Source organism: Rhodoglobus vestalii, assembly GCF_006788895.1.
Classification (GTDB): Bacteria; Actinomycetota; Actinomycetes; order Actinomycetales; family Microbacteriaceae; genus Rhodoglobus; species Rhodoglobus vestalii.
The window spans coordinates 278,883-290,623 of the sequence record NZ_VFRA01000001.1 but is presented as its reverse complement, the minus strand read 5'-3'; the positions used below and the strand labels follow the sequence as shown (position 1 = coordinate 290,623).

Annotated in this window: 15 protein-coding genes and 1 pseudogene; 11 read left to right on the top strand and 5 right to left on the bottom strand. The window is 59.2% G+C overall.

The features are described from left to right. Window positions 1-54 precede the first annotated feature (54 nt). A complete protein-coding gene (locus FB472_RS01415) occupies window positions 55-573 on the top strand; it encodes a hypothetical protein (protein ID WP_141989340.1) in 519 nt (172 codons plus the stop codon). A gap of 3 nt (window positions 574-576) precedes the next feature. Here FB472_RS01415 and FB472_RS01410 read toward each other — a convergent pair whose 3' ends face one another. Continuing rightward, on the bottom strand, window positions 577-1,383 hold the full coding sequence (locus FB472_RS01410; protein WP_141989339.1) for an alpha/beta hydrolase: 807 nt from the start codon (window positions 1,381-1,383) through the stop codon (window positions 577-579). An 87-nt stretch (window positions 1,384-1,470) separates the two neighbouring features. On the opposite strand from FB472_RS01410, the gene FB472_RS01405 reads away from it, so the two are divergent. From FB472_RS01405 to FB472_RS01395, 3 genes are all read left to right on the top strand, one after another. Next, the gene (locus tag FB472_RS01405) at window positions 1,471-2,520 is read left to right on the top strand and encodes an LLM class flavin-dependent oxidoreductase (RefSeq protein ID WP_141989338.1); all 1,050 of its coding nucleotides are present in this window, start codon (window positions 1,471-1,473) and stop codon (window positions 2,518-2,520) included. 149 nt (window positions 2,521-2,669) lie between these two features. Continuing rightward, a complete protein-coding gene (locus tag FB472_RS01400) occupies window positions 2,670-3,200 on the top strand; it encodes a hypothetical protein (protein ID WP_141989337.1) in 531 nt (176 codons plus the stop codon). Between the two features lie 283 nt (window positions 3,201-3,483). Beyond that, a complete protein-coding gene (locus FB472_RS01395) occupies window positions 3,484-4,881 on the top strand; it encodes an LLM class flavin-dependent oxidoreductase (protein WP_141989336.1) in 1,398 nt (465 codons plus the stop codon). Here the strand turns inward: FB472_RS01395 and FB472_RS01390 are convergent. Then, window positions 4,871-5,386 (bottom strand): GNAT family N-acetyltransferase, encoded by a 516-nt coding sequence (locus FB472_RS01390; RefSeq protein ID WP_035898229.1) that lies wholly within the window; start codon window positions 5,384-5,386, stop codon window positions 4,871-4,873. The genes FB472_RS01395 and FB472_RS01390 overlap by 11 nt on opposite strands. Window positions 5,387-5,454: 68 nt before the next feature. On the opposite strand from FB472_RS01390, the pseudogene FB472_RS14530 reads away from it, so the two are divergent. The 3 genes and pseudogenes from FB472_RS14530 to FB472_RS01380 all read left to right on the top strand — a co-directional run. Then, window positions 5,455-5,933: pseudogene (locus FB472_RS14530) on the top strand (radical SAM family protein); the annotation flags it as partial. Further along, the gene (locus FB472_RS14520) at window positions 5,929-6,348 is read left to right on the top strand and encodes a radical SAM family protein (RefSeq protein ID WP_342775535.1); all 420 of its coding nucleotides are present in this window, start codon (window positions 5,929-5,931) and stop codon (window positions 6,346-6,348) included. The pseudogene FB472_RS14530 and the gene FB472_RS14520, both read left to right, overlap by 5 nt. Window positions 6,349-6,431: 83 nt before the next feature. Continuing rightward, entirely contained in the window at window positions 6,432-7,217 is a 786-nt protein-coding gene (locus FB472_RS01380; RefSeq protein ID WP_141989335.1) for a thioesterase family protein, read from the top strand. Between the two features lie 46 nt (window positions 7,218-7,263). Here the strand turns inward: FB472_RS01380 and FB472_RS01375 are convergent, their stop codons facing one another. Then, entirely contained in the window at window positions 7,264-7,662 is a 399-nt protein-coding gene (locus tag FB472_RS01375; protein ID WP_141989334.1) for an RNA-binding S4 domain-containing protein, read from the bottom strand. After that, on the bottom strand, window positions 7,662-8,042 hold the full coding sequence (locus tag FB472_RS01370) for a hypothetical protein (RefSeq protein WP_246078006.1): 381 nt from the start codon (window positions 8,040-8,042) through the stop codon (window positions 7,662-7,664). Before FB472_RS01370 ends, FB472_RS01375 begins: the two co-directional genes overlap by 1 nt. Before the next feature lie 146 nt (window positions 8,043-8,188). Between FB472_RS01370 and FB472_RS01365 the strand changes: the two genes are divergently transcribed. From FB472_RS01365 to FB472_RS01350, 4 genes are all read left to right on the top strand, one after another. After that, window positions 8,189-8,773, top strand: a complete 585-nt coding sequence (locus tag FB472_RS01365) for a CDP-alcohol phosphatidyltransferase family protein (protein ID WP_141989332.1) — start codon at window positions 8,189-8,191, stop codon at window positions 8,771-8,773. Window positions 8,774-8,817: 44 nt separating this feature from the next. Further along, window positions 8,818-9,327, top strand: coding sequence for an FHA domain-containing protein (locus FB472_RS01360; RefSeq protein WP_141989331.1), 510 nt, complete (start codon window positions 8,818-8,820; stop codon window positions 9,325-9,327). Between the two features lie 20 nt (window positions 9,328-9,347). Continuing rightward, entirely contained in the window at window positions 9,348-10,025 is a 678-nt protein-coding gene (ftsR, locus tag FB472_RS01355) for a transcriptional regulator FtsR (RefSeq protein ID WP_170192003.1), read from the top strand. Window positions 10,026-10,197: 172 nt separating this feature from the next. Then, entirely contained in the window at window positions 10,198-10,746 is a 549-nt protein-coding gene (locus FB472_RS01350) for a MerR family transcriptional regulator (RefSeq protein WP_021810167.1), read from the top strand. A gap of 96 nt (window positions 10,747-10,842) precedes the next feature. Here the strand turns inward: FB472_RS01350 and FB472_RS01345 are convergent, their stop codons facing one another. Continuing rightward, window positions 10,843-11,643 carry a ParA family protein gene (locus tag FB472_RS01345; protein WP_141991406.1) on the bottom strand — a complete coding sequence of 267 codons (801 nt, stop codon included), beginning with the start codon at window positions 11,641-11,643 and terminating at the stop codon, window positions 10,843-10,845. Window positions 11,644-11,741 lie beyond the last annotated feature (98 nt).

Here is an 11,741-nt window from a genome sequence, read left to right as displayed (position 1 = left end):
TGTGCCCAATCAGGAGTTCTTCCCTGGGCCGTCAGAAAGAACAGAGCACTCGGTATGGACACCACCGATTTCGCTATTAATGTACTTGGATTCATGGGCACAGGCTTCTCCTTCTTGATGTGGATGCCGCAGGCACGAATCACCTGGCAGAGCCGCAACGATGCTGTGCGTCTTGCCGGTATTTCAGAAACCACCCAGTGGTTGCTGGTGCTGGCTTACTCCGTCTGGGGCGCTTACGGGGTGTTGAGTGGATCATTCTGGGTGGCCGCGCCGAGCGCTATCGCGATACCACTTGCCGCGGCAACCATCGTTGTTATCCGGCGAGGCCGGATGCTTCCGGACGAGGGCCGCTCATTCCCCATTTTTTCCAGCACTGATGCTGACCCGTTGGCAACAATTTCGGATGGTCTGATCGCCCTCACCGAATCGATTCCCATCATTGCATCTAGCAGCGACGCTCCCACTGACGCTGACGCTCCCGTCGACCCGCGCACCGACTCGGACCCGCTCGGCCTGCCCCTTCCGCAGTCTGCGGGGTACACCGCTACCGGCACGATCCCGATTCTTGCCTGACCACTAGCGTATGAAGCCGGTGATTTCCGCTGTGATCACATCGCGCACGATGGAACTGTCGAGACTCGCCACACCATCTCCCGGTTGCAGACCGTAGTCACCGAAACGGGCGTGGTTGGCGCCGTCGATCGGAAAAAAGGTGGTGGAGGCCGGCAGTAGATCTGCGGCATCCATGATTGTTTCCGGGGTACTCAGCTGGTCTTCGCTGCCGCTCAAGCTCAAGACTTGAGTGTCGACTTCTGCAAGATCGTTCGCGCAGTAACTGGCAAAGAGGATCAGCCCGCCCACTAGGGGTTCGGCAGCGTATTGGCAGGCACGCACCCCGCCAAGTGAGTGACCACCGACAAACCAGGTGTCGACATCCGGGACCGCATTTGTGAAGGTGGTCAGCGGTCGTTGATCGAAGAATGCCAGATTGAGGATCGGTTTGGTGACGACAACGGTCAACCCCGATTCGGCGACGACTCCCGAAAGTTTGTAGAGGTAGGCATCGGCGCTGACTTTTGCGCCCGGAATAAAGACGAGCCCGTTCCCGGAAACACCAGCGGTGGGGGAGAGGATGAACGAATTCGGGGTCTCATGCACCGAAACTGCAGGATTTGTGCGCACCTTCTCTAAGGCCCCCGCCTCTGCCTGCATGACGCCCACATTCGCCCAGACGAGAATTCCCACGGCCGCGAGCACAATCAGAGACGCAAACGAGATGAGGACAATACGCAGGATGCGGCATCGGCGAGACACAGGTTTCGACGGTTCCCCGGAAGTTTCAAACGTGTTCGGAACGGGGGGAGACTGCTCAGCGTCGTGCATCTGACCAGTCTATTGAGTAATCTGACCAGTCTATTGAGTAAGCAGGGCTCCGGAATATTCGTGCCGTGTGGCGGTTGACTAACAGTGATGACTACGCCACTTCGTCTTTCCGTTCTTGACCTTATTCCGGTCCGCAGCAACCAGACCTCGTCCGACGCGATTGCTTCGAGTATCGCGCTCGCCCAGCGCGCCGACGAACTCGGATTTTCGCGCTACTGGGTTGCCGAGCACCACAACATGAAGGCGGTGGCATCAACTAATCCTGCAGTACTGATCGGAATCGTGGCTGCTCGCACCGAGCGCATCCGGGTGGGTTCCGGGGGAGTTATGCTCCCCAACCACGCCCCGCTCGTGGTCGCCGAACAGTTTGCGATCCTCGAGGCCGCATTCCCCGGACGCATTGATCTCGGTATCGGTCGCGCTCCGGGCAGTGACCCTGTGATCAGCTCCTATTTGCGGATGACGGGAACGACAAGCGACGTCGACGCTTTTCCGAGCAACGTGGCTGACATCCGCAGTCTCATGCATCCAGAGGGTGCAGCCCTGCAACTGCAGTCTGGGCAGATTTATGAGCTCACCGCTACGCCGAAAGCGGCATCGGTGGCCGAACTGTGGTTACTCGGCTCGAGCGACTATTCGGCACGCCTTGCCGCCGCTCAGGGTATGCCCTACGTGTTCGCCCACCATTTTTCGGGAGAAGGAACCGAGCGCATCATGGGGTTGTACCGAGACAACTTTGTGCCATCAGAGCGGCTCGCTGAACCACGCACGTTCCTCACTCTCAACGTGTCGGTAGCCGCCACCGCAGCAGATGCTTACGCGGCCGCTCTGCCACAACTTCATCAGATGGCCCGATTGCGCAGTGGTATGCCGTTGGGGCCGCTGGCAACCATCGAGCAGGCTGCCGCAGCCGAGATTCCCCCGGCCCAACAAGAGATGGTGGATGCCATGGCCGAGCGCTGGGTCATCGACGAGCCAACTGCGGCCGCAGCGCGCATCCGCTCGCTCGTAGCTCGTTTCGGCGTTGACGAAGTTATGGTCACCCCTGGTCTGTCCGCACACGATTCGGATGCGCCGAGCACCTCGCCGGGCCGCGTAACGGCGCTCAAACTCCTGGCGGAGCAGTTGCTCGCCTAGCTGCACTTAACGCCGACCGTGAGCTATTTAGGGTTAGTGGCATTTGGTCGAAGGCTATGTAAGCAGTACAGGCCACACAACGCGCGTGGCAGCTCTGGTGGCATAACGATCGCTACGATTATAGGTAGCACCGTGTTGAGGGGAATCTAATGACGTACAGCGCGATTAAAGTTCGTGCGACTCCCGGGGTTCCGGGTTCGGGGCGCGCTGGCACTGTGGCAGTGGTTGCCGGTCTCGCAGTGGCCGGCTGGATCTCTTTCGGTCGGTACCTTTTCGGCATCGGCGGTGACTTGACCATCACCTACACGGTGACTCTTGGCCTGACCTATGGTGTCTTACTCAGCCTTGCCGGGTTGGCTATGCGACGCACTGCCCTTCGCGGTTTTCCGACGCGGGCAATGACTCACGCCCAGCTCATCGCATCCGGGGTGTGCGCATTTCTGTTGGGCCTCACGATTCCCGATTCCACACTGGGTGGCCTTCAAACGATTATTAGCGGACCGACGGAGCCAGCACTTGGCATCGCTATCGGAATTGCGAACCCTCTGGGGGTTGTCGGAATCGTCACTGCCATCATTGCGCTGGTTCTTGCTACTACCGATTCTCGTGGCCGCGTCACCCTCGTTGAAAGTTGGGGTGACGAGGAGGAAGAACCAGCAACCTCAGTCGATGCTGTCTAGTGCACCTGCGAGTGTTCGCCACGATGATGCCATGCACGATTATGGTGAATGAGCGGAGGGGTGGTCTCGGCTTCGGGGTACCGGCGAAACGTTTGTGCGAAATCGTCGCTGCTAATGGCTGCCTTGTGTGTTGTCTGCATTGCTCTATCCGAAACTAGGGGGATGCTTCTCAGCGTGTGTGGGATTCCCTGATGATGCGAGAACGTGTCGTTATATTTCTTTCTGTTGCGTCATTGTTTCGGTGAAGGGTGCGCTCCATCGCAACGAGGCCCACCATGGTGGCATGCCTAGACAAATCCGCTTCAACGCTTTTGATATGAACTGCGTCGCCCATCAGTCCTCCGGAATGTGGCGCCACCCCGACGACCAGTCGTGGCGCTACAAAGATCTCGATTACTGGACTGAACTCGCCCAACTCCTTGAGCGTGGCACCTTCGACGGCATTTTCATCGCGGATGTGCTGGGTACCTACGATGTTTACGCCGGTTCCAACGAGGCTGCAATTCGGCACGGTGCCCAAGTGCCCGTCAACGATCCGCTCCTCCTAGTCTCTGCCATGGCTCATGTAACTGAGCACTTGGGGTTCGGGATTACCGCCGGTACGGCCTACGAGCATCCGTACCCCTTTGCTCGCCGCATGTCGACTCTCGACCACCTCACGAAGGGTCGCGTGGGGTGGAATGTTGTCACCGGGTATCTCCCCTCGGCTGCCCGAAACATGGGGAACGACGATCAGTTTGATCACGACGACCGCTATGACCATGCCGACGAGTACCTCGAAGTGCTCTATAAGCTGTGGGAAGGGTCCTGGGAAGACGACGCCGTCATTCGTGATCGTGAATCGGGCGTATTCACTGACCCCAGCAAAGTTCACAACATTGAGCATGAGGGCACCCATTTCAGTGTGCCGGGCATCCATCTGTCTGAACCGTCGACGCAGCGAACCCCGGTGATCTACCAGGCCGGTGCCTCACCCCGGGGGATTCAGTTCGCGGCCGGAAATGCGGAGGCGATTTTTGTTGCCTCCCCGACGAAAGCAGGTCTGAAGGTGACCGTCTCACGAATTCGGGATGCCCTCGAGGCGGCAGGCCGAGATCGTTACTCTGCTCGTATCTACACTCTGCTCACCATCATCACCGATGAGACATCTGAGAAGGCCCACGCCAAATACGCCGAGTATCTCAGCTATGCGAGCGAAGAGGGGGCACTCGTATTCATGTCTGGGTGGATGGGCATCGATCTCTCGCGGTACGACCTTGATGAGCCCATCGGCAACGTTCAGAGCAACGCGATCCAGTCGACCGTGGCCAATTTTCAGCAGGCGAACGACGATGGAAGTCAGTGGAAGGTTCGCGACATCGCACGGCTCGGCGCAATCGGCGGTCTCGGTCCTTTCATTATCGGGTCAGGCGAAGAGATCGCGGATGAATTGCAGCAGTGGATGGCAGAGACCGACGCCGACGGATTCAATCTTGCCTACGCGATCACCCCGGGAACCTTTGAAGACGTGATCGAGCACGTGATTCCTGTGCTGCGCGAGCGGGATCTTTACCCCGGAGAGTATGCCGAGGGAACGCTGCGCAATAAACTCCACGGCCGCGGGGATCGGCTACCTCCCGAGCATGCAGGCGCTCGGTTCCGCCGCACAGCCCAGACCGCCGAATCGCGCCTCAGAGTGTGATGGTGTATTTGAAGCCGATGTGGGAGGCTTCGAAGCCGAGTTTTGTGTAGAAGCGGTGGGCGTCGGTGCGTGCTTCATCTGAGGTGAGCTGCACGAGCGAGGCGCCAAGGGTTGGGGCGGCAACCTCCACGACCCAGCGCATCATCGCCCCGCCGATTCCGGCGGAGCGCTGGCTCTCAGCAACACGAACCGCTTCGACCTGCAGCCGGTGGGAGCCCCGGCGCGCCATTCCGGGAATGGCCGTCAACTGCATGGTCGCGACGACATCACCAGAAGGTGCGACCACAACGAGTAGCGCGTTCGCCGGGGTAGTCGCGATTGCGTGGAATGCCTTCTCGTAGGCGGGGCGGTCCTCGGGTCGTGCGGTGTCTCCGCGCAGTGCACTGACAGGATCGTCTGCCAATAGTTGAAGGATGGTGTCGATGTCACCCAGTTCTGAGTACCGAAGAATCATCTCCCCACCGCGCGTCTGAAGAGTTGTCGGAACCGTCACCTTGGAAAACACACTCACGAGGATATCAGCGTGCGACGCGGCCACTTGCGTTGAATTCGAATATATGTTCGAATTCAGTCGTGCGGTGGAGCGGGCAGCAGGTCAGTAGCGAGGCTCCCAACACCCTGCCAGGCCTTGCACGCCTCAATAACCTCGTGAGCACCGCGCGTACCCCCGACTTTGAGGGCGTCACTTTCTACGAGGTCTTGGCTAGAAGTGCTCTCAACAAAGTTCCGACGGCCAGTGACATTCCATTTGGTTGGACCATCAACCCGATGCGCGGATGCCTGCACCAGTGCACCTACTGCTTCGCCAGGCCTACGCACGAGTTTCTTGATCTTGATGCGGGCAAAGACTGTGATACTCAGATCATCGTCAAGGTCAACGTGCGGAGGGGCGCTATCGGCTGATGCCGGGAATCATTGCTGCGCTTGCCGCTGCAGGCACACCGCTGTCGATTCTCACGAAGGGCACCCTGCTTCGGCGCGATCTCGCCCTTTTGGCTGAGGCGAGCGGGCATGTGCCGGTCGACGTGGGAATGTCGATTGCGATCTATGACGACTTTGCCCTTCCTTACGGACACGCGAGATCACCTTGAACGCGCCGTAGCGCAAGTGAAAGCGGCTGGAGGCACCTCAATCGCGTATTCGGCGCTGCATTTGAAGCCCGGCACCAAGGAGTGGTATTTCCAGTGGCTGGAGAGCGCTCATCCAGAGCTGCTGTCGCGCTATCACTCCCTGTATTCACGCGGCATTTACGATCCCAAGGAATACCGCAGGTGGTTGGCGGCAAAGTTGAGTCCGACCATCCGGCGCCATGGTTTGGAGCGAACGACGCTTGAGCCCGCAACGGGCATCGTCGGTTCGCGAACACAGCTACGCATCCGTGACACCGGCGCTGAACGCTCGCCCATCGCCGAAGAGATGCCGCCCAAACTAGCGCTGCGGGCAATGTGGCAGCCGATGCTGTTCTAGCAACCGCTGTTTCGGGTTTTCTCTTCTTCCCGATTGATCTGGGCGAATGAAAAGGCGGCACTTTAGCTGGCTAGGCTGGTGGGGTGACCTCTCCAGCGCAGTCGTACTATGTGCGGCACGATGATACCCATTTCGAGTCCACCATCCATGCACAGGGGGCATGGAATCCGCACGAACAACATATGGCACCAGTGGCAGGCGTCTTGGCGCACGTCCTTGAGGGGTTCGAGGCACGCCCGGGTGCGCGCATTGCCCGCATCAGCTACGAAATCCTGGGTCTGATTCCCGCCGGCGAGTTTGAGATCGTCACGTCGATGGTCCGACCGGGCCGCACGATCGAGTTGGTGCAAGCTGAGTTCGTCGCTGGCGGTCGGGTGGCAGTGCGTGCTTCCGCTTGGCGACTGCAGGTCTCCGATACGACTGAAGTCGCAGGCATCGTTGATGAGCGGATGTCGGGCCCGGGCCAAGCAAGCGCGCCGGTGGGCTTCAGCCAGTGGCCGGGCGGTTACATCCGCTCAATTGAGGCGCGGGCGCTACCCGATCATGCCGCCGGACGAGGTCGCGCGTGGTTGCGCACTCCCATTCCACTGCTCAGCGCAGAACCGGTGAGCGAGTTTGCGCGCTTGGTTGGCTTAGTTGACACGAGTAATGGAATTGCTACACGCGTCAAACCAGGCGAAGGCGGCTATGCATTCCCGAATGTTGACCTCCAAATCCATCTCTACCGCATGCCAGCGGGGGAGTGGCTCGGTTTGCAAAATGCCGTCAACTTCGGTGCGGACGGGGTTGGCCTTACCTCGACAGTGCTCCATGATGCAGCGGGTCCGTTTGGCCGTGCGGAGCAGATTCTCACCCTGCGCAAGGTCTAGATAACGACGACTCCGGCGACCGCGATGACCGCCCACGACCGCCGAGTTAGTCGGCGTATGGTGGCGAGCCCAGGTCGTCGCGACCACGCAATTTCTCAAGCTCGCGTCGTTCGCGTTTGGTGGGGCGCCCGGCCCCACGGTCCCGTCTCGGCGCTAGTGCCACTTCCTCGCGGGAAGGCGGCGGGGGCGTCTCGTCGATGAAGCTCTCCGCTGCCGTAGCGGCAGAAACACGTTTCACGATAGTTTGCTTGACAACGAGAATGCGATCGAAGCCCGCGATGCGAATCCGCACTTGATCGCCGACCTTCACCGGTTGCGCAGCTTTAACGCTCGCGCCAGCAATCTTTACATGCCCCGCACGGCACGCAGCAGTCGCTTGAGAGCGTGTCTTGAAGACGCGCACGGCCCATAGCCAGCTGTCGACACGAACGGCACCGGTGCCCATCAGGCGGTGGCGAGCTCGCGCTTCCAACGCACCAGACGCTGCACCGTCGCGCTGTCATCGTCGGCGAGCGTGCGCATAGCGGCGTCAGGCACGAAGAAGTTCACGGCGAGAAACCCCCGTACGGTTTCTGAGGGGTCGTTTGCGAGCATCCGAAGCACGTCGCACGGCGCATGTTCGTTTCGGGCAACGCAGGCACGTACCCCCTCATCCGAGTCTTTTGCCAACGCCTCGAATACCTTGACCGGAGTGTGGTGACTACTCGCAGCACTTTCGCGAATTTTGGGATTAGCGTCGTTGGCAAGAAGTCGGAGTCGCGCGATTTTACTGTCGGTTACTTTCGGCGCAGGATGCAGTTCGGCTGCTTCCTGAGAAGTGGTCATCGACGGCGCCATCGCGCGCATTTGGGACCGCTGCGCTGGAGTGTTGAAGCGGATGCATGACATGTACTTGAGGGTACGCCTGAAGTGCGAGTATTTTGTGCTGCCAGAGCGGCATTTCGCCCTCCGATGCTGGCTACACTCGGAGTGTGGAATTCAGCGGTTCACCCCAGATCAGCAATCGCGTGTGGACTGTGCCCAACGTGCTGAGTTTCATCCGGCTTGGCCTGGTGCCGCTGTTCCTCTACTTCATCCTTAATGCGCAAGACGCACTTGCCCTCATCGTGCTTGTCGTATCGAGCCTGAGTGACTATCTCGATGGTGTAATCGCGCGGCGATTCAATCAGATCACCCGGCTCGGGCAATTGCTCGACCCCGCTGCTGATCGGCTGTTTATTTTTGCTGCGCTCATTGGTTTAGCGGCGCGAAACGTTATTCCGTGGTGGCTGTTCATCGTCATTGTCGCGCGCGAAATCATGCTCGTCATTTTGGGTCTCATCTCAGCAAACTTCGGTTTTGGGCCACTTCCCGTCCATCACCTCGGCAAAGTGGCGACCGCTGGCCTGTTTTACGCCCTCCCAATTTTGATGCTGGGTCAAGCGTTTCCTGAGGTCGCCTGGGTCACTGATCCGATCGGGTGGGCGTTCGCTCTCTGGGGTGCGTTCTTGTATTGGTGGGCGGGATTCATCTATGTGGCACAATCCATCCGAATTTCTCGAATTCCGAGGGGTTGAGGAGTGCTCCTTTCCGATACGCTGGTTAGTCAGGGAGGTTTGCGATGGTTGAATCAATGAATAATGGTCACGGCGCCGACATGCGGTCGGCGAACGAGACGCCCGCGCAGCCTACTGTCGAGCGCAACGACACGACGGCGGCCTACACCCAGGGCTTTGCGGCTCAGGTTGCGGCGATGGGGTCCGATGTTTCGGCTGACGAGCAGGCCGCAATTACGGCGCTGCCGTCTGGTTCTGCGCTTCTGATCGTGCGACGCGGGCCCAATGTTGGCGCTCGCTTTTTGTTGGATGCCGATATCACCACGGTGGGTCGTCATCCTGAGGCAGATATTTTTCTCGATGACGTTACTGTGTCGCGTCGCCACGTTGAGTTTCTGCGACAGGGCACCGTGTTCGAGGTCAAAGATTTGGGTTCACTCAACGGAACGTACCTCGGGGGCGACCGCATTGAGTCTCCGGCTGTTCTTCGCGAACGTGCCGAACTTCAGGTGGGCAAGTACAAACTCACGTTTTATGCGTCACGACGCGATCTTCCACTATCGGCTGGCAATTAGTGGTTGGGGTTGCGCGTCAAGTGCGCCCGACTCCAGCCCCGGTGCTTCTCAGCATCGGGCAAGTTCTTGCCAAACTGAGTCCCGAATTTGGCGACCTCACTCCGTCGAAGCTCCGGTTTCTTGAGGAACGCAAACTTGTCGCACCCGCTCGAACGGCATCCGGGTATCGCAAGTTTTCGTCGGCTGACATGGAACGGCTTCGCTTCGTGCTAACGATGCAGCGGGATCACTACCTTCCGCTCAAAGTTATTCGCGGCTATCTCGAAGAGATGGATGCGGGGCGCACACCGGAATTGCCCGGAGGTGCAGTCGCCGCACCATCCATGCTCTCTGCTGAGCGCAAGCTCACCCGTGATGAGTTGATCCGAGAAGCTGGCGCTAGCCCGATGTTGCTCGGAGACGCTATTTCCTCCTCGCTGATCGTGGCATCCGATGTTTTTGGTGAAGACTCACTCGCCGTCCTCAGGTCGTTGGTGGAGCTCCAGCGCAGTGGTATCGAGCCACGGCACCTGCGGGGCTTTCGTGCAGCAGCGGAGCGCGAGCTTGGGCTCATCGAGAGTGCCTTGATGCCGGTTTCGCGTCGGAAGGATGCGTCGAGCCGCGCTCGCGCAGCAGAGATGGCTCGAGAAATTGCGGGCCAGCTAGAGATTGTTCGCAGCAGTATTATCCGATCTGCCCTGAGTCGCCTCGATTCGTAGTACGGTCGTTTTGTCGATCGATTACGACACGCCGCCCAGTTTTCGCGAATGTCGTTGGTCGATCCGGTGGCGGTGAGTACCGTGAGGTAACACGAAACACTAAGCGTCAACTTAAGCATGAAGGTTGTTGGTTTATCGTGCTCGCCGAATCAGAATCTAGAGGGGCAATGCCATGAGTGAAGTGAACCGTAGCGAGACATCCCGCTACGACCTTGGCCTCCTCTTCACTGACGGAATGCCCAACCTCGACGACTCGGCCGGATACCGCGGCGCTGTTGCTGCTCGCGCAGCGGGTATTAGCTACCGCCAACTCGACTACTGGGCCCGCACTGAACTCGTTGAACCCACAGTTCGCGGTGCCGCAGGCTCCGGCTCACAGCGCCTCTACGGATTTCGCGACATCCTGGTGCTCAAGCTCGTCAAGCGACTCCTCGACACCGGCATTTCTCTTCAGCAAATTCGTGTGGCTGTGAACCAACTCCGCGAGTCAGGCATCAACGATCTTGCACAGACCACGCTCATGAGCGACGGTGCCAGCGTTTACCTGTGCACCTCCAACGATGAGGTCATCGATCTCGTCAGCCGCGGCCAGGGCGTCTTCGGCATTGCCGTGGGCAAGGTGCTCCGTGAGGTCGAAACAAGCCTTATCGACCTTGACACAGTCAAGGGTGAAGATCCGATGGACGAGTTGGCCAAGCGTCGAGCATCCCGAGCATCCTAAACGCAGCCGCGGCCGCTGAACTCGTAAGACACCAACACAAACGCTAGCGCCAGCGCGAACGCCGCGTCAGCACGAATGCCAGGGTCAGCCCGAGAGCTAGTTGTTGTACTCGCCCATTCGGGCAGCGCGCATCACGCGGTCGAGCAACTGGTCGAAGTAGCGTGCCATCTCTTGGGCACTCTCGCCCGGCCACACGTGCAGAGGCTTTGCGGCGCCCTGCGCCTGCTGCAACGACGTACGCTCTGGCAGCTGCGGAGAGAGAACCAGGGGCCCAAACATGTCGCGCAATTCTTTGATACGAAATTGGTGTTCGAGCGACTGCGAGCGTAGCCGGTTCACAATTATGCCGAGCGGCTGAAGTCGAGGCGAGAGGCCGCGCCGAATCTCTTCGATGGCCCGCAGAGCACGGTCTGCCGCAGCTACCGAAAAAAGGCCGGGCTCGGTGACGATTGCAACGCGGTCGCTGGCAGCCCACGCAGTGCGAGTGAGCGCGTTAAGCGACGGCGCACAATCGATCAGAACGAGATCGTAATCTGCCTCCACGTTTGCGAGAGCTTCTTCGAGCTTCCAAATATCGCGGATGCTCGGATGCGGCCCGTCAAAATTAATGGCGGATGGTGAGCCAATCAGAACGTCTATTTTTCCGGGGCGACCCTTGGTCCAGCCGCTCGGGGCTATGGCTGCCCGCACAATTTTTTCTTTGGGAGAAGCGAGCACATCGGCAACGTTGAGGTGACCGGAGACATCAATGTCCATACCGGTCGACACATCGGATTGGGGATCAAGGTCGACGACGAGGGTTCGAAGACCGCGAGCAAAGGCTGCCGAAGCGAGCCCAAGCGTCACAGTCGTCTTTCCTACGCCCCCCTTGAGGGAGCTAACGCTAAGTACGTGCACGAGTAACGACGATACCTTCACTACTGTTAAGAAACCTAAAACTGCACCAACTTTTGCCCACCCTTGAGGAAACTGCCAGAGTTCGATGACTCTAGGCT